This window comes from Hydrogenophaga sp., from assembly GCF_025699295.1.
In the GTDB taxonomy this organism is placed as follows: Bacteria; Pseudomonadota; Gammaproteobacteria; order Burkholderiales; family Burkholderiaceae_C; genus Hydrogenophaga.
Genome location: NZ_JAILWB010000020.1, coordinates 56,166 through 80,557 on the forward strand (window position 1 = coordinate 56,166; position 24,392 = coordinate 80,557).

Here is a 24,392-nt window from a genome sequence, read left to right on the forward strand (position 1 = left end):
ATGCAACAGACTCCGACGTCCCTCGTGCGCGAATACCTGCGCGATTTGCAGGACCGCATCGTGTCCACGGTCGCGCTGGTCGATGGCGGATCGTTCGTGGTGGACCGCTGGACCAAGCCGCGAGGCGAGCTTCTGCAAGGCAACGGCGTGACGCAGATACTGGAAGATGGCGCGGTGTTCGAGCGCGCGGGCTGCGGCTTCTCGCACGTTACCGGTCCGCAACTGCCACCCTCGGCGACCCAGCACCGGCCCGAACTCGCAGGCGCTCCGTTCGAGGCCATGGGTGTGTCCCTGGTGTTCCACCCGCGCAACCCCTATGTACCCACGGTGCACATGAACGTGCGCATGATCGCAGCCACGCCTGCCGGCGGTGCCCCTGTGTGCTGGTTCGGCGGCGGCATGGATCTGACACCGTACTACGGCTTCGAGGAAGACGCGGTGCATTTTCACCGCTCTGCGAAGAACGCGCTCGACCCCTTCGGCGTCGACAAGTACCCGCGGTTCAAGGCCTGGTGCGACGACTACTTCGTGCTCAAGCACCGTGGCGAGCAGCGCGGCATCGGCGGTGTGTTCTTCGACGACTTTTCCGAACTCGGCTTCGATGGCAGCTTCGCCATGACGAGTTCCGTCGGCGACGCCTTTCTCGACGCCTATCTGCCCATCGTCGACCGGCGAAAGAACATGTCCTATGGCGAGCGCGAGCGCAGTTTCCAGCTTTACCGGCGCGGGCGCTACGTGGAATTCAACCTGGTCTGGGACCGCGGCACCCACTTCGGTCTGCAGTCGGGCGGGCGCAGCGAGTCCATCCTGCTGTCGATGCCACCGCTGGTCAGCTGGGCGTACAACCGCCAGACCAAAAAGGGCACGCCGGAAGACCGGCTCTACAAGGAGTTTCTGGTGCGCAAGGACTGGATCTGATGGCGCACACTCTGCCTGCCCGGCGCGTGGGCATGTTCGGTGGCGCGTTCGACCCGCCACACTGGGCGCACCGCGCGCTGGCCGAAACGGCGCTCAGGCAGCTCGGTCTGGACGTGTTGCACATCCTGCCCACGGGCCATGCCTGGCACAAGTCGCGCGTGCTGTCGTCGGCCGAGGACCGCGTGGCGATGTGCGAACTGGCTTTTGGCGATCTGCCCAAGGTGCAACTCGACGAGCGTGAAATCCACCGCGAGGGCCCCAGCTACACCGCCGACACCTTGCGTGAACTCCAGCGCGAATACCCGCAGGCGCAGCTGTTCCTGGTGCTCGGGGCTGACCAGTTGCTGGCCTTCAGGAACTGGGTCCGCTGGCAGGAGGTGCTGGATCTGGCCACGCTGGCGGTCGCCAACCGCGCGACCAATATCGGGGCCGATGCGCCGCTGGACCAGGCCACCGAGACCGACCTGTCGGGTGTGGACCTGCCTTTCGAGCCGCTGCACATGCCCTTGAAAAACATCAGCGCCACTGCAGTCCGGGCCCGCGTGGGCCGGCACACACGCAGCCAGGACGCGCTCGACGTTCTGGTGCCCGAGCCCGTCGCACGCTATATTTCACAACACCACCTCTACCAACCCCCTACATGACCAGCGAAACCACAGCCAAAAAAGACATCCAGCGACTCCAGCGTGCCATCGTCGACGGACTGGAGGACGTCAAGGGTCAGGACATCGTGGTTTTCAACACCGAGCACCTCTCACCCCTGTTCGAGCGGGTCATCGTCGCCAGCGGCACGTCCAACCGCCAGACCAAGGCGCTGGCCGCCAGCGTGCGCGATGCTGTGCGCGACGCCGGCTTCGACAAGCCGCGCATCGAGGGCGAGGACAACGGGGAATGGATCATCGTTGACTGCGGCGCGGCCGTCGCCCACGTGATGCAGCCCGTCATCCGCCAGTACTACCGGCTGGAAGAGATCTGGGGCGCCAAGCCGGTGCGGCTCAAGCACGGCGCCGAAAAGCCTGCAACCCCGGTCAAGCCGGCGGCGAAGAAGAAGGCGACCAAGGGGCCAGAAGTGGCGCCCGTGTCGGCGAAGAAGGTGGCGCGCAAGACAGCCGGCAAGACAGCGGCCAGGAGCAACGCCGCGCCCGTAGCCACCCGCAAGGCACCTGCGAGCAAGGCCGCACCCGCCAAACGCCCCGCCGGCAAGACGGCCACGCCCAAGCTGGTGGTGGGCAAGCCGGTGGCGAAGAAGGTCGCGGCCAAGACCGCCGCCCGCAAGACCAGCAAGCCGGCCGCCAAGAAGAAGGCATGAAGCTGTTGATCGTCGCGGTCGGGCAACGTGTGCCCGACTGGGCCCAGACCGCCTACGACGATTACGCCAAGCGCTTTCCGCCCGAGCTGCGGGTGGAACTCAAGTCCGTCAAGACCGAACCGCGCGGCTCCAAGTCGCTGGAGACCCTGCTGGCGGCCGAGCGCGAGCGCATCGAAGCCGCCATCCCGCGCGGCAGCCGCGTGGTTGCGCTCGATGAGCGCGGCACCACGCTCACGACCAAGGCACTGGCGCAGCAGCTGCAGCAATGGCAACTGGAGGGCGATGACGTGGCGCTGGTGATCGGTGGCCCCGATGGCCTGGAGCCTGCGTTCCGCCTGGCTGCCCACCAGCGCATCCGCCTCTCCGACCTGACACTGCCGCATGCCATGGTGCGGGTGCTGCTGATCGAGCAGCTCTACCGCGCATGGTCCGTGAACGCCAATCACCCCTACCACCGCGAATGAGCAAACCGGACTTCATCTACCTGGCTTCACAAAGCCCGCGCCGCCGGCAACTGCTCGAACAATGGGGCGTGCGCTGCGAGCCGTTGCTGCCCGATGCGCAGGAAGACGTGGAATCGCTCGAGGCGGTGTCCCCGGGCGAGGCACCCACCACCTACGTGCAACGCGTGACCGCGCTCAAACTGCAGGCGTCGCTGGCGCGCCTGAAGCGCCGCGGCCTGCCGGCCGCGCCGGTGCTGTGCGCCGACACGACGGTGGCGCTGGGCCGCCACATACTCGGCAAACCGGTGGACGAAGCCGACGCCTGCCGCATGCTGGCCTCGCTGGCCGGGCGGCGCCACCGCGTGCTCACGGCGGTGGCTGTGGGCAAGCCCGCAGGCCGGGGCGATCGCACCTGGGCCGCGTTGTCGACGTCCTGGGTCACGTTCGAAGCGCTGAGCGCCGCGCAGATCCGCCGCTACGTGGACAGCGGGGAGCCCATGGGCAAGGCCGGAGCCTATGGCATCCAGGGCAGAGCCGGCCTGTGGGTGAGCCACATCAGCGGAAGTTATTCGGGCATCATGGGCCTGCCCGCGCACGAGACAGCGCAGGTGCTGCACGCCGCGGGTGTGCGGCTGATCTGAGATGCGACTTACGCCACCGAGAAGGGCCCCATGAGCCAGGACATTCTGATCAACTGGTCGCCGCAGGAGACGCGCGTGGCCGTGGTGGAGCAGGGAGCGGTGCAGGAGGTGCACCTGGAGCGCACGCTCGAGCGCGGCCTGGTGGGCAATATCTATCTCGGCAAGGTCTCGCGCGTGTTGCCTGGCATGCAGTCTGCCTTCATCGACATTGGTCTGGACCGCGCCGCCTTTCTGCATGTGGCCGACCTCATGCCCAATATCGCGGCCAAACACGCCACACCTCGCGTGCCCGTCGCTGCGACGTCCGTGACTTCGGCCGAACCGGCCCCGGCAATGCCGGTCAACGGCGCGCCCAAGGTGCTCACGCCCAACCCGGTGCTGCCGATCGAACGCCAGATCTTCGAAGGCCAGGCGCTGATGGTGCAGGTGCTCAAGGACCCGATCGGCACCAAGGGCGCGCGCCTCACGGCACAGATCAGCATCGCGGGCCGTCTGCTGGTGTTCCTGCCGCAGGACAACCACATCGGCGTGTCGCAGAAGATCCCGCCGGCCCAGCGCGAAGCCCTGCGCCAGCGTCTGGTGCGCCTGACCGCGACCGCCGACGGCAGCTCCGCCGGCGGCTTCATCCTGCGCACCAACGCCGAGGACGCCACCGACGAGGAACTGGTGGACGACACCGCCTACCTGCGCAAGACCTGGTTGCGCATCAAGGAAGCCGCCACGCGCCAGCCGCCCGCCACGCTGCTGCACGAGGACCTGAACCTGATGCAGCGCGTGCTGCGTGACCTGGTCAGTGCCGACACCCAGTCGATCCGCATCGATTCGCGCGAGCAGCATGGCCTGCTCATCGGTTTTGCCTCGGAGTTCATGCCGGACACCGTGGCCAAGCTGCAGCACTACAGCGGTGAGCGACCGATCTTCGACCTCTTCAACATCGACGAAGACATCGCGCGCGCACTCAGCCGCCGCGTCGACCTCAAGTCAGGCGGCTACCTGGTGATCGACCAGACCGAGGCGCTGACCACGGTGGATGTGAATACCGGGGGTTTTGTGGGCGCGCGCAATTTCGACGACACCGTGTTTCGCACCAATCTGGAAGCGGCCCAGGCCATCGCGCGTCAGCTGCGACTGCGCAACCTGGGGGGGATCGTGATCGTGGACTTCATCGACATGGTGCGCGACGATCACCGCGAGGCGGTTCTCACCGAGTTTCGCAAGCAGCTGGCGCGGGATCGCGTCAAGACCATGATCGGCGGCTTCTCGCAGCTCGGGCTGGTGGAGATGACGCGCAAGCGCACACGCGAGTCGCTCGCCCACATGCTCAGCGAACCTTGCGAAGCCTGCGCTGGCCGGGGCGTGGTGAAGACCGCGCGCAGCGTTTGCTACGACATCCTGCGCGAGATCCTGCGCGAGGCGCGCGCCTTCAACCCGCGCGAGTTCCGCGTGGTCGGCTCACCCAAGGTGGTGGAGCTGTTTCTGGACGAGGAGCGGGCCCATCTTGCGGGGCTCTCTGATTTCATCGGCAAGCCGATTTCCCTGCAGAGCGAGAGCTCGATGACGCAGGAGCAGTACGACATCGTGCTGCTGTAGAGCGCCGGCGCTACGCCTCCGGTCGCAGGTTCTGTGCGTGCAGACGGGCATAGAGGCCGTCGGCTTGCAGCAACTGTTCGTGTGTGCCCTGTTCGCTGATGCGGCCATCTGCCAGCACGATCACCCGGTCCGCGTGTTCGATGGTCGACAGCCGGTGCGCGATCACCAGCGTGGTGCGGCCCTTCATGAGCCGCGCCAGGGCTTCCTGCACCAGGCGTTCGGACTCGTTGTCCAGGGCCGAGGTGGCTTCGTCCAGGATCAGGATCGGTGCGTCCTTGTAGATCGCGCGCGCGATGGCCAGGCGCTGGCGCTGGCCGCCGGAGAGCTCGGCGGCATTGTGTCCCACCGTGCTGTGAATGCCCTGCGGCAGGCGCTCGATCAGCTCACCCAGGTTGGCCGAGTCCAGTGCTGCGCGCACGCGCACTTCGTCGATCTGCGCGCCTGCCGCACCCAGCGCGACGTTGGCCGCCAGCGTGTCGTTGAACATCACCACGTCCTGGCTCACCATCGCATACTGCCGGCGCAGGCAGGCGAGATCCCAGTCCGCCAGCGCCACGCCGTCGAGCCGGATGTCGCCGCGCTCGAACTCCACGAAACGCGGCAGCAGGTTGACCAGCGTCGTCTTCCCCGAGCCGGACGGCCCCACGAAGGCGACCACCTCGCCCGGGTGGATGTCGAGCGTGACGCCACGCAGCGCGATCAGACTGTCGTTGTCGGCATGCGCTGCGGCGGAGGCATCGTCCTTCGCCGGATAGCGCACCCACACGTCACGCAGCGAGATCGACCCCGCCACACGCTCGGCAGCGTGCGTACCGCCGGCCTGTTCGGGCGTGTTTTCAATCAGTTCGAGCCCGCGCTCGAGCGCGGCCAGTCCGCGCGTGATCGGCGCGGCGATCTCGGCCAGGTGCCGGATCGGGGTGATCAGCATCAACATGGCGGTGACGAAGGCGACGAAGTTGCCCACCGACACACCGCTGGTGTTGCTCTGCCAGAGCGCCACCGCGATGACCGCGGACAGCGCGGCTGACGCGAGCAACTGGGTCAGCGGCGTCATCGCGGCCGTGGCCACGGTGGACTTGAGCGCGAGGCGGCGCAGCGCGACGCTCAGGCCATCGAAGCGCAGCGTCTGGCGCTGCTGCGCGCCATGCAGGCGCACCATGCGGTGGGCCAGGGCGTTTTCCTCCACCACGTAGGCCAGCTCATCGGTGGCGTGCTGGCTGTCGCGGGTGAGTTTGTAGAAGCGGCGTGACAGCACCCGCATGATCAGGATCAGGCCCGGGAACACCGTGAGCACGATCAGCGTGAGCTTCCAGTTCAGGTAGAGCAGGTAGCCCAGCAGGGCCAGCACCGCCAGGCTGTCCTTGGTGAGCGTGAGGAAGGCGGTGACCAGCAACTGCGAGCCGTTCTGCACCTCGTAGACCAGGGTGTTGGAGAGCTTGCTCGCGCTCTGCCGGGCGAACAACGTCATCTGCGCTTCGTTGAGCTTGAGGAACATGGCACGCCGCAGGTTGAGCAGGCCCAGGCTGGCGGTGTACGACAGAGCGTACTGCGCGGTGAAGCCCGCCAGCCCGCGGATGCCGAACAGGCCCATGAGCGCCACGGGCACCATCCACAAGGCGATGTTGCCCTCGGCAAATCCGCGGTCCAGCAAGGTCTTGAGCAGGGCTGGGATCAGCGGCTCGGTGAGTGCGCCGATGAGCGTGCTCACCGCAGCCAGGGCGATGCCTGTCTTGGCCGAACTGAAGTACGGCCACAACCGCAGCAAGCGCTGCGTGAGCGTGCCGGTGGGAGGCTTGTGCAATGGGTTGAGGTCGGTCAAGGGCAAGGTGGCAGAAAAACGTGCGTGCGGGCGGAACAATGCGGCGCGAAGGAGATCAAGCAGCGACGAGCGCACCCGTGAGGCCGCCGCGCTCACATCTTGTCACGGGTGGCAAGAAACCCTCCGTTATTATCAGTCGCTTGGCTGCGGCGCCCGCCGCGCGTTGCAACCCAAGGCACAGGCGACTCACACAGGATGCAGGATTTGATTCGACACGACACGCTGGCCACCCTCCCGAGACGTTCCATTCTCGGCCTGGCTTCCTCCATGCCCCTGCTCACCTGGCCCTTTTTGCCAGCGCATGCCCAGTTCAGGGTGGAAGTGGCTGGCGTGGGCCTGACGCAGTTTCCATTCTCTGCTGTCGCATTCCGCGGCAACGACGCCGCGAGCGAGAACGTCGCGGCCATTGTTCGAGCCGATCTGGAGCGCAGCGGGCAATTCCGTTTCATCGACCCCGCGCCGGGCGCGCTCGATGAAACCTCCAGGCCCGATCTCGGACCCTGGCGCGAGCGTGGCTCGGACTCCCTGCTCACCGGCAGCGTGACCCGCCTTGCCGATGGACGCTTCGACGTGCGTTTTCGGCTCTGGGATGTGGTGCGGGGGCAGGATCTGGGCGGACTGAGCTACCCCGTGGGCGCGCAGGACCTGCGGCTGGCGGCCCACCGCATCGCCGACCACGTGTTCGAGAAGATCACCGGTGTCAAGGGGGTGTTCTCCACCCGCATCGCCTACGTGACCAAGGCGGGCCCGCGCTACAGCCTCTGGGTGGCCGACGCTGATGGCGAGAATGCGCGCGCCGCCCTCACCAGCCCCGAGCCGATCATCTCGCCGAGCTGGGCGCCTGGTGGCGCGCAGCTGGCCTACGTGTCGTTCGAGGCCCGCAAGCCCGTCATCTATGCGCACGACGTGGCTTCCGGCAAACGCCGTCTGCTGGCCAATTTCAAGGGTTCCAACAGCGCGCCATCGTGGTCACCTGACGGGCGTTCCATGGTGGCCACTCTGTCCATCTCGGGCAATGCCCAGATCTACGTGATGGATGCCGCAGGCGGCGAGCCGCGTCGACTGAGCCAGTCTGCCAGCATCGACACCGAGCCGGTGTTCAGCCCCGATGGCAAGAGCATTTACTTCGTGAGCGACCGCGGTGGTTCGCCGCAGATCTACCGCATGAGTGCACAGGGTGGCGGCGCGCAGCGACTGACGTTCACGGGCAACTACAACATTTCGCCAGCGCCCAGCCCGGATGGCCGCTGGCTGGCCTTCATCTCACGTGTCAATGGCGCCTTCCGCCTGCACGTGATGGACGTGGCCAGCGGGGCCGTGACCGCGCTGAGCGAGTCCAGCGGCGACGAAAGCCCCAGCTTTGCGGCCAACAGCCGAATGATCATTTACGCCACCCGCGACAAAGGTCAGGAAGCGCTCATGACGACCACAGTCGATGGGCGCATCAAGACCCGGCTATCGGGTTCGCAGGGCGACATCCGCGAACCCGAGTGGGGCCCCTTCCTCAAGTGAGCCGCGCCCGGCGCAGCCATCCGCGCGAGCCTGCTGTTGCGGCAACGCTCGCTTCCTTTTTCATTTCAAGCCCAAAGGACACTCCCATGCACAACTCCTCGCATTCCGCACAACGCCCTGTCGTGACCCACGTTTCCTCCCGTTGGCTGCGCCTGATCGTTGGCATGGGCCTTGCCGCCGTGCTGGCCGCCTGCAGCTCCGGCGTGAAGCTCGACGATGTTCCGGTGGAAGACCGCACGGGCTCGGCCACGGGCGCCGCAGGCGCGGGTGGACAAACCGGCGGCGTGGACCAGCGTGGCGTCTCGGGCGTCACCGTCAACGGCGGGGACGCCGCGCAGCCCGATTCCGTTGGGCGTATCGTTTTCTTCGACTACGACAGCTTCGAAGTGAAGGCCGAATACGCGTCGACGCTGGAAGCCAATGCGCGCTACCTCAATGCCAACCGCAGCCGGCGGGTCAACCTCGAAGGCCATACCGACGAACGCGGTGGCCGCGAATACAACCTGGCCCTCGGCCAGAAGCGAGCCGAAGCCGTGCGTCGCGCCCTGTCGCTGCTGGGCGTGACCGACGCGCAGATGGAGGCGGTGAGCTTTGGCGAGGAAAAGCCCGCCCAGGTCGGCTTTGATGAAGCAGCCTTCAGCAAGAACCGCCGCGTTGAACTGACCTACCGTTGAACCACATGTCCACCCGTCTGCACTCCGCTTCCGGTCTGCTGGGCGCGTGCGCCATGGCCGTGGCGGCCCTGTGGCCGCTGCAGGCGCATGCCTTGTTTGGCGACGACGAAGCCCGCAGGGCGATCATCGATCTGCGGCAGAAGGTCGAGGCCAGCCAGAAGGCAGCCGACGCCGCCAACACTGAAATGCGCGAGAGCGACGCGGCCACGCGCCGCAGCCTGCTTGAGCTTGCCAACCAGATCGAGCAACTGCGTTCCGAACTGGCCCGATTGCGCGGCCAGAACGAGCAGCTCGCGCGCGAAGTCTCCGAATTGCAGCGGCAGCAGAAGGATGTGCAGGCCAACGTGGACGAGCGCCTGCGCAAGGTCGAGCCTCTGCGTGTCGAGCACGATGGCCAGACGTTCAGCGCCGCACCGAACGAAAAGCGCGACTTCGACGCTGCCATGGACCTGCTGCGCAAGTCGGAGTTCGGACCGGCTGCGGGCGCGTTCAACGGTTTCCTGCAGCGCTACCCCGCCAGTGGCTACCGGCCGTCGGTGCTTTACTGGCTGGGCAATGCCCAGTACGCGATCCGCGACTACAAGGAATCGGTGGACAGCCACCGCCGCCTGGTGAGCGAGTTCCCGAGCCACCTGCGTACGCCCGAGGCGATGCTGGCCATGGCCAACAGCCAGATCGAGCTCAAGGACACCAAAGGCTCGCGCCGCACGCTGGACGATCTGGTGAAGACCTACCCGAACTCGGAGGCCGCCACCGCCGCACGCGAAAGGCTCGCCCGCCTGCGCTGATTCTGCGCGTGTGGCCTGCCGGCGGTGAGGTTGGCGGTCGCCTCCTACAATGGCGGCCATGGAAATCGCCGACCTTCTCAAACTGCAGACCCAGGTGCTCTGGGCCGCCTTTGCCGTGGCCGTGGCCTTCGGCTTCATCGCACAACGCACCCACTTCTGCACCATGGGGGCGATCAGCGACGTCGTCAACATGGGCGACTGGACGCGCATGCGCATGTGGGGCATGGCGGTGGGCGTGGCCATGGCGGGCTTCTATGCCATGGCGTGGCTCGGCTGGATCGACCCCGGAAAAACCCTTTACACCTCGGGTCGCGTGATCTGGCTGTCGGCGCTGGTCGGTGGTGCCCTGTTCGGTTTCGGCATGGTGCTGGCATCGGGTTGTGGCAGCAAGACACTGGTGCGTATCGGCGCGGGCAGTCTCAAGTCCGTGGTGGTGTTCTTCGTCATGGGTCTGGCTGCTTTTGCCACCTTGCGTGGCGTCTTCGGCGTGCTGCGCGTCAATACCGTGGACAAGGCCGCGGTCGACCTGTCGGTGGGCAGCAGTGCCATACCCGTGTGGATCTCCAGCGGCTTCGGTCTCGATCCCGCCCTCACCGGGTTGCTGATGGCGCTGCTGGTGGGCGGCGCGCTGGTGCTGTGGGCCCTCGTTGGTCCCGAGTTCCGCACCTTCAACAACCTGCTCGCCGGGCTGGGGCTGGGCCTGGTCATCGCTCTCATGTGGTGGGTCAGCGGGCGCCTGGGCTTTGTTGCCGAGCACCCGGAAACGCTGGAGGCGGTGTACCTCGGCTCCAACAGCGGTCGCATGGAGTCGCTGACCTTCACGGCACCCATGGCCTATACGCTGGACTGGCTCATCTTCTTCAGCGACACCTCCAAATTGCTGACCTTCGGTGTGGTCACGGTGGTGGGCGTGGTGGTGGGTTCGCTGGCATGCTCGCTGATCGAAGGCAGCTTCCGCTGGGAAGGCTTTCATGGCACGCAGGACACTGCATTGCATATCGCAGGTGGGGCCTGCATGGGCATCGGCGGGGTGACTGCGCTCGGATGCACGGTGGGGCAAGGCCTGTCCGGCCTGTCCACTCTCAGCATCACCAGCGTGATCGCCGTGGCCGGCATCGTGCTCGGAGCCGTGGCCAGTCTGCGCTTCCAGATGTGGCTGCTGGACCGCGAGTGAACGCGACGCTCCCGGCCGAGGTTTTCGAGCGCCGTTTCGGTGGCCTGCGCCGACTCTATGGTGTGGAAGGAGCGCAGCGCATTTTCGATGCGCATGTGATCGTGGTCGGTATCGGTGGCGTGGGCTCCTGGGCTGTGGAGGCCCTCGCGCGCAGCGGCGTGCGCAGGCTCACGCTGGTCGATCTGGACCATGTGTCCGAATCCAACATCAACCGCCAGATCCATGCGCTGGAACCCACGCTCGGACAATCCAAGGGCGAAGCCATGTGCGAGCGTGTTGCGTTGTTCCATCCCGGTTGCAAGGTCGATGTGATCGATGAGTTCGTCACACCGGACAACTGGCCCGGTCTGCTCGACGGCTTGCCCGGCGTGACGGAGCAGCCCTCAGCCCTGATCGACGCCTGCGATCAGGTGCGGGCCAAAACCGCTCTGGCGAACTGGGCGCTGGCCCAGGGTGTTCCCTTCGTGGCGGCGGGCGCCGCCGGTGGCAAGCGCCAGGCACAGGCCGTGGAGGTGGCCGACCTCGCAGACATCACGCACGATCCCCTGTTGGCCCAGTTGCGCTACCGCCTGCGCAAGCACCACCAGGGCCGACGGCAGGGTCGCATGGGCGTGGCTTGCGTATTCAGTCGCGAAGCCGTGGCCCCTCCGGATGCATCCTGCGAACTCGGGGAGGGGGATGGTTCGCTCAACTGCCATGGCTATGGTTCTGTGGTCAGCGTGACTGCCACCTTTGGCCTGTGTGCCGCAGGGTGGGTGATGAATGCGCTTGCGGCCAGTGCAAAAAAATCGAAGCCCCTTCAAAGCAGTATGACAACAACGCTATAATTTGAGGCTTGGCGTAGTAGTCGATCCGACTCGAATCCAGTGCTCGCACCGGGTGTTCACGCAATTCCCCTCGGGGGCGTTAGCTCAGTTGGTAGAGCAGCGGACTCTTAATCCGTAGGTCGAGTGTTCGAGTCACTCACGCCCCACCACCATCCCTGGATGGTATGGGTCTGAAAATTTCAGATCCGCCGCATCGAGTTTGAGGTGGCTCCCCTTCGGGAGGCGCGTCAGTTTTGATGGGACGTTAGCTCAGTTGGTAGAGCAGCGGACTTTTAATCCGTTGGTCGGCAGTTCGAGCCTGCCACGTCCTACCAAATGGAAGGCCCTGGTCGCAAGCCAGGGCCTTTTTTCATGGTCTGTCCGGCCGGCCGTGCCAGGGGCCTTCGCTCATCTCTTCTTGATGAAGCCGTAGATCACCAGCAGGATGATCGCGCCGATCACGGAGGCGATGAAGCCGACCGGCTGGCCTGGTCGGTACAGGCCGAGCGCGACGCCCAGATAGCCGGCTACAAAGGATCCGGCGACACCGAGCACGGCGGTCATGATCCAGCCCATGCCGTCATTACCGGGTTTGATCGCGCGCGCGATGAAGCCCGCGATGAGGCCAATGAAAAGGGTGGCAAGTATCGACATCATCTGAGAGCTCCTTCCCGGTGTTTGCTGATCGGCATGCCGGTGGGCCGGCGCCGCCAGCATACCCCAGGAGCCCAGCGGATGTAGCTCAGGCGCCTGCGGCCTCGATGGCTTCGTGCAGTTCGAGCCAGCGAGCCTCCAGCGTGTCGTTCTCGTCGTTGACAGCCTTGAGTCGGCGGCCGGATTCGGCTATGTCGGCCGGGCTGCCGGGCTGGCTCAGCGCGCTTTCCAGCCGGGCCTTTTCCTGTGCCAGTTGGGCCATGCGCTTTTCTGTCTTCTCCAGCTCCTTTTTCAGGGGTTTGGTCTTTTCGGCCTGTTGCTGGCGGCGCTGGGCCTCTGCGCGCTTGAGCTCAGGCGTTCGGTCTGGTCCGGCAGACGGAGCCGGCGTGGCCGTGACGGCGGTGTCACGGGTCTGCGCTCGCGACTGGCTACGCTGCTCCTGTCGCTGCGCCTCACGCGACTGCCTGGCCATGTCCAGCAGGTAGCGCTGGTAGTCGTCCAGATCGCCGTCGAAGGGGGCGATGCCCCCGCGGGAGACCAGCCAGAACTCGTCGCACACCGCGCGCAGCAGGGCACGATCATGGCTGACCAGCATCACCGTGCCCTCGAACTCGTTGAGTGCCACCGACAGGGCTTCGCGCGTCGCGAGATCCAGGTGGTTGGTGGGTTCGTCGAGCAGCAGCAGGTTGGGGCGCTGCCAGACGATCATGCACAGCACCAGCCGCGCCTTTTCACCGCCGCTCATGCTGCCCACGCTTTGCTTGACCTGGTCGCCCGTGAAGTTGAAGTTGCCCAGGAAGCTGCGCAAGTCCTGCTCGCGCGTGGGTTGCCCGCTCAGGCGCCCTTGCGCGGTGCAGTCGCGCACCAGGCGGATCATGTGTTCCAGCGGTGTGTCGGCCGGGCGCAGCACGTCGAGCTCCTGCTGCGCGAAGTAGCCGATGTTCAGGCCCTTGCCTTCGGTGATCTGCCCGGCCAGCGGCGCGAGGTCTCGCGCAATGGTCTTGACGACGGTGGACTTGCCCTGGCCATTGGCCCCGAGGATGCCGATGCGCTGTCCCGCGAGCACCGAGCGGCTGATGCCTCGCACGATGGCCACAGGTTCGCCGCCGGGTTCGCGCGGTGGGTAGCCGAAGGTCACGCCCTCCATGGCCAGCATGGGGTTGGGCAGGTTCTGGGGCTCGCTGAATTCGAAGTTGAAGTCCGCTTCGGCCAGTACCGGCCCGATCTTTTCCATGCGCTCGAGCGCCTTCACGCGGCTCTGCGCCTGTTTGGCCTTGCTGGCCTTGGCCTTGAAGCGGTCGATGAACTTCTGCAGGTGCGCCATTTTTTCCTGCTGGCGCGAATAAGCCGAAGCCTGCAGCGCCATCTGCTCGGCGCGCATGTCCTCGAAGCGGCTGTAGTTGCCCCCGTAGCGGTTGAGCTGGGCGCGTTCAATGTGCACGGTGACGTTGGTGACGGCATCGAGGAACTCCCGGTCGTGGCTGATCACGAGCATGGTGCCTTCGTAGCGCTGCAACCAGGCCTCCAGCCAGACCAGCGCGTCGAGGTCCAGGTGGTTGGTGGGCTCGTCGAGCAACAGCAGTTCGCTCGGGCACATGAGCGCGCGCGCGAGCTGCAGGCGCATGCGCCAGCCGCCCGAGAAGCTGTCCACCGGCCGCTCCAGTTCGTCGGTGCGAAAGCCCAGGCCCAGGATGAGCGCTTGGGCGCGGGCCGCCGCGTCGTGGGCACCGGCATCGTGCAGTTCCATGTAGGCGTGCGCCATGCGTTCGCCGTCGCCGCTGTGCTCGGCCGCGTCCACCTCCTGTTGCGCGGCGAGCAGCGTCACATCGCCCTCGATCACGAACTGCGTTGCGGTCTGGTCTGTCTCGGGCATGTCCTGCGCGACCTGGGCCATGCGCCATTGTGCGGGCACGTTGAAGTCGCCCTTGTCCTCGTGCAGCGTGCCGTCGAGCAGGCGGAACAGGCTGGACTTTCCCGCACCGTTTCGGCCAACGAGCCCGACCTTCTCGCCGGGGTTGATGGTGCAGGACGCGCCATCGAGCAAGACCTTCGCGCCGCGGCGAAGGACGACATTCTTCAAAGTGATCATGGGGTGGACGCCTGCGGAGAGGGCAGCGTCAGAAGGGATTCAAGGGTGAGCAGCAGCACCTGGTCGTCGCCTGCGCTGGTGTCGAGCCAGATGGCTTCGAGCTGGGGGAAGGCGGCTTCGAAATGCGCGCGTTCGTTGCCGATTTCCAGCACCAGCACGCCGCGCGGCTTGAGGCAGGCTGGAGCGTCGCGCAGCAGACCGCGGACGAAGTCCATGCCGTCGAGACTGCCGGCGGTGTTGCCATCCAGCGCCAGGGCGGGTTCGGCCAGGTACTCGGGGGGGAGCGCTGCCATGCTCTGCGCGTTCACGTATGGCGGATTGCACAGGATCAGGTCCCAGGGACCGCGGCAGGCCTGCAGGCCATCGGATTGCACCAGCTGGACACGGTCCTGCAGGCCATGGCGTTCGACGTTGATGCGGGCCACTTCGAGCGCATCGGTCGAGATGTCCGCGCCCGTGACCCGCACATCGGGATAGGCCATGGCTGCCAGCACGGCGAGGCTGCCGTTGCCGGTGCACAGATCGAGCACGTCGCGCGAACGGTCGTCCAGCCAGGGATCGATCGACCCTTCGGCCAGCAGCTCGGCGATGAAGCTGCGCGGCACGATGGCACGCCGGTCGACGTGAAACGGGACGCCTTGCAGCCACGCCTCCCCCGTGAGGTAGGCGGCCGGTTCGCGGGTGTCGATGCGGCGCTGGATCAGCGCCAGCACCGCGGCCTGCTCGGTCGGGCCGACGCGGCGGTGGGTCAGGTCATCCGGGTCGCTGTCCAGCGGCAGGCCCAACTGCCACAGCACCAGCCACGCGGCCTCGTCCTGCGCATTGGTCGTGCCATGGCCGTAGGCCAGCTGCGCGGCTTCCAGGCGCTGACTTGCAAGGGCCAGGAGGTCTTTCAGGATCACGGTGTGTTCAGGTGCTGGCCCGGGCGGCCAGGTGCTCCAGGGTGCGGCGGTAGATGTTCTTCAGCGGTTCGATGTCCGCCAGCGCCACGTGTTCGTCGATCTTGTGAATGGTGGCGTTGGGGGGGCCCAGCTCGATGACCTGAGCGCACACCTGGGCGATGAAGCGGCCGTCGCTGGTGCCGCCCGTGGTCGACAGCGTGGTCTCGATGCCCGTTTCCGCCAGCACAGCGGCGCGCACGGCTTCCACCAGCGTGCCCGGTGGCGTGAGGAAGGGTCTTCCACCCAGCGTCCATTGCAGGTCGAAGTCAGAGCCGGGTTGCAGGCCATGACCCTGCAGCAGGTCGGTCACGCGCTGCTGCAGGCCCTCGGGCGTGGATTCGGTGGAGAAGCGGAAATTGAAGTCAATCACCACCGTGCCAGGGATGACGTTGCTTGCGCCCGTTCCGCCATGGATGTTGCTGATCTGCCAGCTGGTGGGCGGGAAGAAGTCGTTGCCGTTGTCCCAGACCGTGCGGGTGAGTTCGGCCAGTGCCGGGGCGGCGAGATGGATCGGGTTCCGCGCAAGATGGGGATAGGCAATGTGCCCCTGCACGCCCTTGACGATGAGCTTGCCGCTCAGGGTGCCGCGACGGCCGTTCTTGATCATGTCGCCGGTGCGCTCCACCGAGGTGGGCTCACCCACGATGCACCAGTCCAGCCGCTCGCCGCGCTGCCGCAGCGCATCGCAGACGATCACCGTGCCGTCCAGCGCCGGGCCTTCCTCGTCACTGGTGAGCAGGAAGGCAATGTCGATGGCGGGTGCCGGGTGGGCGGCGAGGAACTCCTCGCAGGCGACGACCATGGCGGCGATCGAGGTCTTCATGTCGCTGCTGCCGCGCCCGAACAATTTGCCATCGCGGTGGCTGGGCACGAAGGGGTCGCTGGACCAGGCTTCGGGCGGCCCGGTGGGGACCACGTCGGTGTGGCCGGCGAACACCAGCGTGGGGCGCTGGCCCGTTCCCAGGCGCGCCCAGAGGTTGGTGACGCGAAACTCCGCCGGGCCACTGACCATCGTTTCGCAAGCGAAGCCCAGCCGCTCCAGCCTCGCGGCGATCAGCGCCTGGCAACCCTCGTCGCGCGGTGTGATGGAGGGTCGGGCGATCAGTTCTTCGGCCAGGCGCAGGGTAGCGGTCATCGGTTCAGAATTTGACGTCGAGCGTGAACTCGGTGAAGGTGGCGCCTTCGCCGCCTTCTTCATCACTGGCATTGGCGGCGTCGTTCGCCTTGCTGGCATTGAAGTCGTTCTGCAGGCGCCAGAGCAGGTTGTTGGGGGAGTCGGCATGGGCCAGGCCCTCGTTGCGCGCCACCAGGCCGTCGTTGATCAGCCGCGCGAGGTCCTGCTCGAAACTTTGCGATCCTTCGGCGAGCGACTTTTCCATGGCCTCGCGCACGCCGGAGAAGTCGGCCTTCTGGATCAGGTCGGCGATCAGCGAGGTGTTGAGCATGACCTCCATGGCCGGCACGCGCCCTCCGGTGTGCGTGCGCAGCAGGCGCTGCGAGACGATGGCGCGCAGCGCGGCGGACAGGTCGCCGAGCATGGTCGGGCGCACCTCGACCGGATAAAAGCTCAGGATGCGGTTGAGCGCCTGGTAGCTGTTGTTGGCGTGCAGCGTGGCCAGGCACAGGTGGCCCGATTGCGCGTAGGCGATGGCGGCCGACATGGTTTCCCGGTCGCGGATCTCGCCGATCAGGATCACGTCGGGTGCCTGGCGCAGCGCGTTTTTCAGGGCAATCTGCAACGATGCCGTGTCCGGCCCGATCTCGCGCTGGTTCACCACCGACTTCTTGTTGCGGTAGACGTATTCGATCGGATCCTCGACCGTGAGCACGTGACCGGTGGCGCGCTCGTTGCGGTAGTCGATCATGGCCGCCAGCGTGGTGCTCTTGCCCGCGCCGGTGGCGCCGACCATCAGCACCAGCCCGCGCTTCTCCATGATCAGGTCGGCCAGCACGGGTGCGACGTTGAGCGAGTCCAGCGCGGGAATGTCGCCGGGCACGAAGCGGATCACCACCGCGATGTGGCCGCGCTGGCGAAACGCGCTGACACGGAAATTGCCCAGATTCTCCAGCGGCACGGCCATGTTGAGCTCGCCGGTTTCCTGCAACTCCTCCATGCGGGTGGGCGGCACGATCTCGGAGAGCAGGTTGCGCGGCGCCTCCGGCGGCAGCACCTGGCTGTTGACCGGGATGGTCTGCCCGTTGATCTTGATCATGGCCGGCGCGTGCGCCGACAGGTACACGTCAGAGGCCTTCTTGTCGGCCATCAGGCGCAGGATGCGCTCCATCGTTCCGCTGCTCATGTCATGCCTTTCCCTGGGGTTCCGAAATCGTCCGGGCTCAGTCTCTGAGCAGGTCGTTCAGGCTGGTCTTGGCTCGGGTCTGCGCGTCGACGCGCTTGACGATGATGGCGGCGTAGAGGCTGTACCGGCCGCCGTCCTTGGGCAGGTTGCCGCTGATCACCACGGAGCCCGCCGGCACGCGGCCGTAGCTCACCTCGCCGGTGGCGCGGTCGTAGATCGGGGTGCTCTGGCCGATGTACACGCCCATGGAGATGACGGAGTTCTCCTCGATCACCACGCCTTCGACGACCTCGGAGCGCGCGCCGATGAAGCAGTTGTCCTCGATGATGGTGGGGCCGGCCTGCAGCGGTTCGAGCACACCGCCGATGCCCACGCCACCCGAGAGGTGCACGTTCTTGCCGATCTGCGCGCAGGAGCCAACCGTGGCCCAGGTGTCGACCATGGTGTTCTCGTCGACGTAGGCGCCGATGTTCACGTAGCTGGGCATGAGAATGGCGCCCCTGGCCACGAAGCTGCCGCGGCGCGCCACCGCCGGCGGCACCACGCGCACGCCGGTGGCCTTCATCTCGGCCTCACTCAGGTGGGCGAACTTGGTCTTGACCTTGTCGAAGAAGCCCAGGTCACCCGCGCGCATGACCTCGTTGTCCTTGAGGCGGAACGACAGCAGCACCGCCTTCTTGATCCACTGGTGCACGGTCCACTGGCCCACGGCTTCGCGCGTGGCCACGCGCAGGCGGCCCTTGTTGAGTTCGGCGATCACGTGTTCCACCGCGTCCAGCACCTCCCGCGGCGCCGAGGCGGGCGAGAGTTCGGCGCGGTTGTCCCAGGCGGTGTTGATCAGGTCTTGCAGTTGTTGGCTCATGGGTCTCAGGGCAAAGGTGAAGAAGGAAGAGAAGCAGGGCGGTGGGCGCGCATCAGGTGCGCGGCGAGAGGAACGACTGGATGCGCCCTGCGGCCTCCAGGCATTCCGCCGGTTCGGCCACCAGGGCCATGCGCACGCGGCCGGTGCCCGGGTTGGCGCCACCGGCATCGCGAGCCAGGTAGCTGCCGGGCAATACCGTCACATTGTATTGAGCCAGCAGCTCGCGGGCGAAGGCCTCGTCGGCGCTCAGGCCGGGCACGGCCGTGGCAAACGAGGCCGGCACACCGGCCCAGAGGTAGAACGAGGCGTCGGGCAGGGCCACGTCCAGCACCTGCGCCAGCAGCGGCGTGACCTGGGCGAACTTCTCGCGGTACTGGCGGCGGTTGTCCACCACGTGGTCTTCGTCGCCCCAGGCGGCAGCGCTGGCGGCCTGCACCACCGGGCTCATGGCGCCCCCGTGGTAGGTGCGGTAGAGCAGAAAAGGCTTGATCAGCGCCGCGTCACCGGCCACAAAGCCGCTGCGCAGGCCGGGCACGTTGCTGCGCTTGGACAGGCTGGTGAAGCTCACCAGGCGACGGAAGTCACCGCGGCCCAGGCGTTGCGCGGCCTCCAGGCCCCCCAGGGGTGGTTCGTCGCGGAAGTAGATCTCGCTGTAGCACTCGTCCGAGGCGATCACGAAGCCGTGGCGGTCGCTGAGCTCGAACAGCTTGCGCCATTCGTCCAGCGGCATCACCGCGCCCGCCGGGTTGCCGGGCGAGCAGACAAACAGCAGCTGCGTGCGCGCCCATACGGCCTCAGGCACGCTGTCCCAGTCGGCCGCGAAGTTGCGTGCCGGATCGCTGGCCACGTAGTGCGGCTCGGCACCCGCGAGCAGGGCCGCACCTTCGTAGATCTGGTAGAAGGGGTTCGGCATGACCACGGTGGCGCCGGGTCGTGTCGGGTCGATCACCGTCTGCGCGAACGCGAACAGCGCCTCGCGCGAGCCATTCACCGGCAGCACCTGGGTGGCCGCGTCCAGGGCCACGCCGTAGCGGCGCTGCACCCAGGCCGCGCAGGCTTCACGCAGCGCCGGTGTGCCGGTGGTGGCCGGGTAGCTGCTCAAACCGGTGCCGAGCGCACCGGCCAGGGCCTGTTTCAGGAAATCGGGTGCCGCGTGCCGGGGCTCGCCAATGCCCAGGCTGATGGGCCGCAGGGCGGGGTTGGGGGTGACGTCGGCAAAGAGCTTGCGCAGCCGCTCGAAGGGGTAGGGCTGCAGGCGCGAGAGCAGGGGGTTCATGGCCCGCGATTATCGGGCTTGGTGCCACCGGCTCCGGATGCGCTTACCGGGCGCGTGGCGCCAGCGCTGTCGCAGGCTTGGTGCGCAGGTTCTGCATGAACAGCTCGAACGACAGCATCAGGATCATCAGCACCGTGGTGACGATCACCAGCGTGGGCAGGCTGAAGGCGCTGATATACCCGACGCCCTGGGGAATGGCGGTGCGGCTGTCGGTGGTGCAGATGAACTCGGCGGCAGCCATGCCGGTGTAGTGCATGGCACACACCGCCACGCCCATCACCAGCGAAGCCAGCACACGTCGCGTCAGCGTCGACGTGTTCAGGGCCAGCCACAGGGCGGCCGTGGCCGCCACGACGGCGATCAGCATCGACAGCGCAACAATGTCGAGGTTCCAGGCAATGAAGCCGTAGATCTTCAGGCCGAACATGCCGAGGTAGTGCATCACGACGACGCTCATGCCCAGCGCAAAGCCGCAGCCCAGGAGGCGCGGCAGGCTCTCGGGCCGCTGGGCGGCGTGGCTCACGGCCAGCGATGCCGCCACCACCACCACCACCAGCGAGAGCATGGTCTCCGTCATCGAGTAGCTGCTGCCGACATCCATCTTCAGCGCCAGCATGCCGATGAAGTGCATGGACCACACCCCGATGCCTCCCAGCGCCACGCCGATGGTGAGAGCGCTGGAGAGTCCAGGACGCGTGCGACCCGCCTTGATGCGAGAAGCTGCGGTGAGAGCGATCAGCGAGCCAATGACGGCGAACAGGAAGGACAGGGCCACGAGGGCCGGATCGAAGGTGGTGGTGACTGGGGAGTTCATGCGATTACTTTCTGGTCTTGGTCCAAAGGCATTGCGTGGCTGGTGGCCGCCCAGCCCGAAAGACCGCATTCTGTAGGTGAAAACCCGAATGATTGCCCTACGGGGTACTGTTTTTGACCGCCTGGTCGGCAAATCCGGCGATGGCGTGATGCGCTTCACGTGGGCCCCGGACCCCCGGACCCCGGCAGTTATGATTTCCGGTCGCTCCCGCGCGCCGCCGCGCTCGCTTCACCTGACCGTCATCGGAACGCCGTGCGTCTCAACTCGATCAAGCTCTCCGGCTTCAAGTCTTTCGCCGAACCGACCAACTTCATGCTGCCGGGCCAGCTCGTCGGTGTGGTCGGCCCCAATGGCTGTGGCAAGTCGAACATCATGGACGCCGTGCGCTGGGTGCTGGGCGAGTCCAAGGCGTCCGAGCTGCGTGGCGAGTCCATGCAGGACGTGATCTTCAACGGCACCAACACGCGCAAACCGGCCAGCCGCTCCAGTGTCGAACTGGTGTTCGACAACAGCGACCACCGCGCCGGAGGCCAGTGGGGCCAGTTCGGCGAGATCGCCGTCAAGCGCGTGCTCACGCGCGACGGCACCAGCAGCTACTACATCAACAACCAGCCGGTGCGCCGCCGCGACGTGCAGGATGTGTTCCTTGGCACCGGCCTGGGCCCGCGCGCCTACGCCATCATCGGCCAGGGCACCATCAGCCGCATCATCGAGAGCAAGCCCGAGGAGTTGCGGCTGTTCCTGGAAGAGGCCGCGGGTGTGTCCAAGTACAAGGAACGCCGCCGTGAAACGGCGCACCGCCTGGCCGACACGCGCGAGAACCTCACGCGGGTCGAAGACATCCTGCGCGAGCTCAACGCCAACCTCGACAAGCTCGAGAGGCAGGCCGAGGTGGCCGCGCACTACAACACCCTGCAGGCCAGCGCCACCCTCAAGCAGCAGCAGCTCTGGTTCCTCAAGCGCAGCGAGGCCGAATCCGATCAGGTGAAGGTGAAGAACGACGCCGCGCAGGCGGTGAACGACCTCGAATCGCGCACGGCTGATCTGCGCCGCGTCGAGGCCGACCTGGAGACGATCCGCCAGGCGCACTACGCGGCGGGTGACCAGGTCAACCAGGCTCAGGGCAAGCTGTACGAGGCCAGCGCCGAAGTCGGCAAACTCGAGGCGGAGATCCGCTTCGTGGTGGAAGGTCGCCAGCGTGTCGAGCAGCGGCTGGTGCAGCTCAAGGAACAGCTGGCGTCCTGGGGAACGCGCAGCCAGGACGCGGCGGTCGAGCTGGAGCAACTGGCCGAATCGATGGCGCAGGCCGAGGACCAGTCGGTTGTGCTTGCCGCGCAGGGCGAGGAACAGTCTGGCACTCTGCCCGCGCTGGAAGACAGCCTGCGCCAGGCACAGGCGCGCGCCAACGAGCAGCGCGGCAGCGTGACGCAGGTGCAGCAGCAGATCCAGGTGCTGGCCGCCGAGCAGCGCAATGTGGAAGAACAGAGCCGCGCGCTCAACCAGCGCCGTGAGCGCCTGACAACCGACCGCAACGCCCTGGCCGCGCCCGATGAGGCGCGCGTGCAGCATGCGCAGACCCAGCTCGCCAGCGCGCAGGAAGCCGCCGAGATGCACGACGCCGTGCTTCATGAGTTGCAGGACAGCGTGCCCCAGCTCGACGAGTCGCGCCGCGCAGCGCAGCAGACGGTGAACCAGGAATCGGCGAAGCAGGCCGACCTCTCGGCCCGCATGGAAGCGCTGAAGGCACTGCAGGAGAAGGTCAGGACCGACGGCAAGCTCAAGCCCTGGCTTGCCAGACACGGGCTGGAGGGTCTGCAGGGCCTGTGGAGCCGCATCCACATCGAGCCCGGCTGGGAAAACGCTCTCGAGGCCGCGCTGCGCGAACGCCTGGGTGCGCTGGAAGTCTCCCGCCTGGACCTGGTGCGCGCCTTCGGCAATGACGCGCCGCCCGCCAAACTGGCTTTCTACAGCCCGCCCGCCGGCGCGCCTGCAAGCACCCCTGCCACCGGTCTCAAACCTCTGGTGCAGTGGTTGCGCCTGAACGATGCCGCCCAGCAGTCGCTGCTGGCCGAATGGCTGCATGGTTGCCTGACCGCACCGAGCCTGGAAGAGGCGCTGGCCCAGCGCGACCGGCTGCAGCCGGGCGAGGTGATCTTCGTGGCGAGCGGCCACGCCGTCACCGCCCACAGCGTGAGCTTCTACGCGCCCGACAGCGAACAGGCCGGCCTGCTGGCGCGGGCGCAGGAAATCGAGAACATCGACAAGCAGCTCAAAGGTCAGGTGCTGATCGCCGAACAGGCACGCTCTGCGCTCATCCGCGCCGAGGCCGCCTACACCGACGCCTCCCAGCGCCTGGTGAGTGCGCGCCGCGAGGCCGCCGAATCGCGCGGCCGCGCGCACGAGTTGCAGGTCGAGGCATTGCGTCTGACGCAACAGGCCGAGCAGACCCGCGCGCGCAGCGAGCAGATCGGCGCCGATCTGGCAGAAGTCGACGCGCAACTGGAAGAGCTGCAGGAGCGCCGCGTGACCGCAGAGGCCCGCTTCGAAGAGCTCGACATGCAGCTGGCCGACAGCCAGGAGCGCCACGCGCAACTCGATGACAAGGTGATCGAGGCCGAACGCGCACTGAACCAGGCGCGCGAACAGCAGCGCACGCTGGAACGCACCGCGCAGGAAGCGGTGTTCGCGCTGCGCAGCCTGCAGGCGCGCCAGAGCGAGCTGCAGCGCGCGATGGAAACAGCTGCCACGCAGGAAAAATCGCTTGCCGAGGAACAGCAGCGCGCCAGCGACGAACTGGGCCGCCTCAACGACGCGGCCGCCCAGGCCGGGCTGCAGAATGCCCTGGCCGTCAAGCTCGAGCGCGAGCAGGCGCTGGGCGCGCTGCGCAGCCAGTACGACGAACTCACCGCCAAGCTGCGCGCTAGCGACGAGCGCCGCCTGCAGCTCGAACGCGAACTCGAGCCGCTGCGCAACCGCATCACCGATTTCCAGCTCAAGGAACAGGCCGCGCGCCTGGGCGTGGAGCAGTACAGCCAGTTGCTGGAAGAGGCGCAGGCCGACCTGGCCGCTGTCTCGCAGAGCATCACCGAGGGCAATGTGCGCCTGGCCGGCCTGCAAGGCGAGATCGACCGCCTGCACCGCGAGATCCAGTCGCTGGGCGCGGTCAACCTGGCCGCGCTGGACGAACTCACCGCCGCGCGCGAGCGCAAGACCTTCCTGGACTCGCAGTCGGCCGACCTGGTCGAGGCCATGAACACCCTGGAAGACGCGATCAGGAAGATCGACAACGAAACGCGCGAGCTGCTGGGCAGCACCTTCGAGACCGTCAACACGCATTTCGGCCGCATGTTCCCCGAGCTGTTTGGCGGCGGTAACGCGCGCCTGGTGATGACCGGCGAGGAAATCCTCGATGCCGGCGTGCAGGTCATGGCGCAGCCGCCCGGCAAGAAGAACCAGACCATCCATCTGCTCTCGGGCGGCGAAAAAGCGCTGACCGCGATTGCGCTGGTGTTTGCCATCTTCCAGCTCAATCCGGCGCCGTTCTGCCTGCTCGACGAGGTGGATGCGCCGCTGGACGACGCGAACACCGAGCGCTATGCGAAACTGGTGACCGCGATGGCCCGGGAGACCCAGTTCCTCTTCATCAGCCACAACAAGATCGCCATGGAAATGGCCGAGCAGCTGATCGGTGTGACGATGCAGGAGCAGGGCGTCTCGCGCATCGTGGCGGTGGACATGGAATCGGCCGCCGGCATGCTCGAACCCACCTGAGATCGAACCTC

At 66.7% G+C, this 24,392-nt stretch carries 21 protein-coding genes and 2 tRNA genes; 14 read left to right on the forward strand and 9 right to left on the reverse strand.

The annotated features are described in order from the left end of the window. Genes hemF through K5880_RS19215 form a run of 6 tightly spaced genes read left to right on the forward strand, consistent with a single transcriptional unit; the run spans position 1 to position 4,901 of the window. A complete protein-coding gene (hemF, locus tag K5880_RS19190) occupies positions 1–918 on the forward strand; it encodes an oxygen-dependent coproporphyrinogen oxidase (RefSeq protein WP_297656136.1) in 918 nt (305 codons plus the stop codon). Then, positions 918–1,562: a nicotinate (nicotinamide) nucleotide adenylyltransferase gene (gene nadD, locus K5880_RS19195; protein WP_297656139.1), complete on the forward strand. Its 645-nt coding sequence runs from the start codon at positions 918–920 to the stop codon at positions 1,560–1,562. The genes hemF and nadD overlap by 1 nt, the downstream gene beginning before the upstream one ends. Then, entirely contained in the window at positions 1,559–2,227 is a 669-nt protein-coding gene (gene rsfS, locus K5880_RS19200; RefSeq protein WP_297656142.1) for a ribosome silencing factor, read from the forward strand. Before nadD ends, rsfS begins: the two co-directional genes overlap by 4 nt. Further along, positions 2,224–2,691 carry a 23S rRNA (pseudouridine(1915)-N(3))-methyltransferase RlmH gene (gene rlmH, locus K5880_RS19205; protein ID WP_297656145.1) on the forward strand — a complete coding sequence of 156 codons (468 nt, stop codon included), beginning with the start codon at positions 2,224–2,226 and terminating at the stop codon, positions 2,689–2,691. Before rsfS ends, rlmH begins: the two co-directional genes overlap by 4 nt. Then, complete coding sequence (locus tag K5880_RS19210; protein ID WP_297656148.1) at positions 2,688–3,311, forward strand: Maf family protein; 624 nt, start codon at positions 2,688–2,690, stop codon at positions 3,309–3,311. The genes rlmH and K5880_RS19210 overlap by 4 nt, the downstream gene beginning before the upstream one ends. A gap of 30 nt (positions 3,312–3,341) precedes the next feature. Continuing rightward, on the forward strand, positions 3,342–4,901 hold the full coding sequence (locus tag K5880_RS19215) for an Rne/Rng family ribonuclease (RefSeq protein ID WP_297656151.1): 1,560 nt from the start codon (positions 3,342–3,344) through the stop codon (positions 4,899–4,901). Between the two features lie 10 nt (positions 4,902–4,911). Here the strand turns inward: K5880_RS19215 and msbA are convergent, their stop codons facing one another. Beyond that, positions 4,912–6,720, reverse strand: coding sequence for a lipid A export permease/ATP-binding protein MsbA (gene msbA, locus K5880_RS19220; RefSeq protein WP_297656154.1), 1,809 nt, complete (start codon positions 6,718–6,720; stop codon positions 4,912–4,914). A gap of 267 nt (positions 6,721–6,987) precedes the next feature. Here msbA and tolB point away from each other — a divergent pair, with 267 nt between their 5' ends. The 7 genes from tolB (at position 6,988) to K5880_RS19255 (ending at position 12,009) form a co-directional block, all read left to right on the forward strand. Beyond that, positions 6,988–8,232, forward strand: coding sequence for a Tol-Pal system beta propeller repeat protein TolB (gene tolB / locus K5880_RS19225; RefSeq protein WP_297656157.1), 1,245 nt, complete (start codon positions 6,988–6,990; stop codon positions 8,230–8,232). A 164-nt stretch (positions 8,233–8,396) separates the two neighbouring features. Further along, positions 8,397–8,906 carry a peptidoglycan-associated lipoprotein Pal gene (gene pal / locus K5880_RS19230; protein WP_297656227.1) on the forward strand — a complete coding sequence of 170 codons (510 nt, stop codon included), beginning with the start codon at positions 8,397–8,399 and terminating at the stop codon, positions 8,904–8,906. A gap of 5 nt (positions 8,907–8,911) precedes the next feature. Further along, entirely contained in the window at positions 8,912–9,694 is a 783-nt protein-coding gene (ybgF, locus tag K5880_RS19235) for a tol-pal system protein YbgF (protein WP_297656160.1), read from the forward strand. 58 nt (positions 9,695–9,752) lie between these two features. Further along, entirely contained in the window at positions 9,753–10,868 is a 1,116-nt protein-coding gene (locus K5880_RS19240; RefSeq protein WP_297656163.1) for a YeeE/YedE family protein, read from the forward strand. Next, complete coding sequence (locus K5880_RS19245; RefSeq protein ID WP_297656165.1) at positions 10,865–11,695, forward strand: tRNA threonylcarbamoyladenosine dehydratase; 831 nt, start codon at positions 10,865–10,867, stop codon at positions 11,693–11,695. Before K5880_RS19240 ends, K5880_RS19245 begins: the two co-directional genes overlap by 4 nt. 73 nt (positions 11,696–11,768) lie before the next feature. After that, a tRNA-Lys gene (locus K5880_RS19250) sits at positions 11,769–11,844 on the forward strand. A gap of 89 nt (positions 11,845–11,933) precedes the next feature. Continuing rightward, positions 11,934–12,009 (forward strand) — tRNA-Lys (locus K5880_RS19255). Positions 12,010–12,082: 73 nt separating this feature from the next. Here K5880_RS19255 and K5880_RS19260 read toward each other — a convergent pair. From K5880_RS19260 to K5880_RS19295, 8 genes are all read right to left on the reverse strand, one after another. Further along, positions 12,083–12,331: a GlsB/YeaQ/YmgE family stress response membrane protein gene (locus K5880_RS19260; RefSeq protein WP_297656167.1), complete on the reverse strand. Its 249-nt coding sequence runs from the start codon at positions 12,329–12,331 to the stop codon at positions 12,083–12,085. A gap of 85 nt (positions 12,332–12,416) precedes the next feature. Then, positions 12,417–14,417 carry an ATP-binding cassette domain-containing protein gene (locus K5880_RS19265; protein ID WP_297656169.1) on the reverse strand — a complete coding sequence of 667 codons (2,001 nt, stop codon included), beginning with the start codon at positions 14,415–14,417 and terminating at the stop codon, positions 12,417–12,419. Beyond that, complete coding sequence (gene prmB / locus K5880_RS19270) at positions 14,414–15,319, reverse strand: 50S ribosomal protein L3 N(5)-glutamine methyltransferase (RefSeq protein ID WP_297656170.1); 906 nt, start codon at positions 15,317–15,319, stop codon at positions 14,414–14,416. The genes K5880_RS19265 and prmB overlap by 4 nt, the downstream gene beginning before the upstream one ends. Positions 15,320–15,326: 7 nt before the next feature. Further along, entirely contained in the window at positions 15,327–16,493 is a 1,167-nt protein-coding gene (dapE, locus tag K5880_RS19275; RefSeq protein ID WP_297656172.1) for a succinyl-diaminopimelate desuccinylase, read from the reverse strand. A gap of 4 nt (positions 16,494–16,497) precedes the next feature. Beyond that, positions 16,498–17,658, reverse strand: coding sequence for a PilT/PilU family type 4a pilus ATPase (locus K5880_RS19280; RefSeq protein ID WP_297656176.1), 1,161 nt, complete (start codon positions 17,656–17,658; stop codon positions 16,498–16,500). Between the two features lie 37 nt (positions 17,659–17,695). Then, positions 17,696–18,520: a 2,3,4,5-tetrahydropyridine-2,6-dicarboxylate N-succinyltransferase gene (gene dapD, locus K5880_RS19285; RefSeq protein WP_297656179.1), complete on the reverse strand. Its 825-nt coding sequence runs from the start codon at positions 18,518–18,520 to the stop codon at positions 17,696–17,698. Positions 18,521–18,572: 52 nt separating this feature from the next. Then, positions 18,573–19,796, reverse strand: a complete 1,224-nt coding sequence (gene dapC / locus K5880_RS19290) for a succinyldiaminopimelate transaminase (protein ID WP_297656182.1) — start codon at positions 19,794–19,796, stop codon at positions 18,573–18,575. 43 nt (positions 19,797–19,839) lie between these two features. Continuing rightward, positions 19,840–20,610 carry an MHYT domain-containing protein gene (locus tag K5880_RS19295; protein ID WP_297656185.1) on the reverse strand — a complete coding sequence of 257 codons (771 nt, stop codon included), beginning with the start codon at positions 20,608–20,610 and terminating at the stop codon, positions 19,840–19,842. 252 nt (positions 20,611–20,862) lie between these two features. On the opposite strand from K5880_RS19295, the gene smc reads away from it, so the two are divergent. Beyond that, positions 20,863–24,381, forward strand: coding sequence for a chromosome segregation protein SMC (smc, locus tag K5880_RS19300; protein WP_297656188.1), 3,519 nt, complete (start codon positions 20,863–20,865; stop codon positions 24,379–24,381). The last annotated feature ends 11 nt before the right edge of the window (positions 24,382–24,392 follow it).

Coding starts and splice junctions, on each gene's coding strand:
- rlmH (WP_297656145.1), top strand. CDS start 2,224: ATGAAGCTGTTGATCGTCGCGGTCGGGCAACGTGTGCCCGACTGGGCC.
- rsfS (WP_297656142.1), top strand. CDS start 1,559: ATGACCAGCGAAACCACAGCCAAAAAAGACATCCAGCGACTCCAGCGT.
- K5880_RS19240 (WP_297656163.1), top strand. CDS start 9,753: ATGGAAATCGCCGACCTTCTCAAACTGCAGACCCAGGTGCTCTGGGCC.
- ybgF (WP_297656160.1), top strand. CDS start 8,912: ATGTCCACCCGTCTGCACTCCGCTTCCGGTCTGCTGGGCGCGTGCGCC.
- dapE (WP_297656172.1), bottom strand. CDS start 16,493: ATGACCGCTACCCTGCGCCTGGCCGAAGAACTGATCGCCCGACCCTCC.
- tolB (WP_297656157.1), top strand. CDS start 6,988: ATGCCCCTGCTCACCTGGCCCTTTTTGCCAGCGCATGCCCAGTTCAGG.
- K5880_RS19215 (WP_297656151.1), top strand. CDS start 3,342: ATGAGCCAGGACATTCTGATCAACTGGTCGCCGCAGGAGACGCGCGTG.
- hemF (WP_297656136.1), top strand. CDS start 1: ATGCAACAGACTCCGACGTCCCTCGTGCGCGAATACCTGCGCGATTTG.
- K5880_RS19295 (WP_297656185.1), bottom strand. CDS start 20,610: ATGAACTCCCCAGTCACCACCACCTTCGATCCGGCCCTCGTGGCCCTG.
- K5880_RS19265 (WP_297656169.1), bottom strand. CDS start 14,417: ATGATCACTTTGAAGAATGTCGTCCTTCGCCGCGGCGCGAAGGTCTTG.
- nadD (WP_297656139.1), top strand. CDS start 918: ATGGCGCACACTCTGCCTGCCCGGCGCGTGGGCATGTTCGGTGGCGCG.
- pal (WP_297656227.1), top strand. CDS start 8,397: ATGGGCCTTGCCGCCGTGCTGGCCGCCTGCAGCTCCGGCGTGAAGCTC.
- K5880_RS19280 (WP_297656176.1), bottom strand. CDS start 17,658: ATGAGCAGCGGAACGATGGAGCGCATCCTGCGCCTGATGGCCGACAAG.
- K5880_RS19210 (WP_297656148.1), top strand. CDS start 2,688: ATGAGCAAACCGGACTTCATCTACCTGGCTTCACAAAGCCCGCGCCGC.
- K5880_RS19260 (WP_297656167.1), bottom strand. CDS start 12,331: ATGATGTCGATACTTGCCACCCTTTTCATTGGCCTCATCGCGGGCTTC.
- dapD (WP_297656179.1), bottom strand. CDS start 18,520: ATGAGCCAACAACTGCAAGACCTGATCAACACCGCCTGGGACAACCGC.
- dapC (WP_297656182.1), bottom strand. CDS start 19,796: ATGAACCCCCTGCTCTCGCGCCTGCAGCCCTACCCCTTCGAGCGGCTG.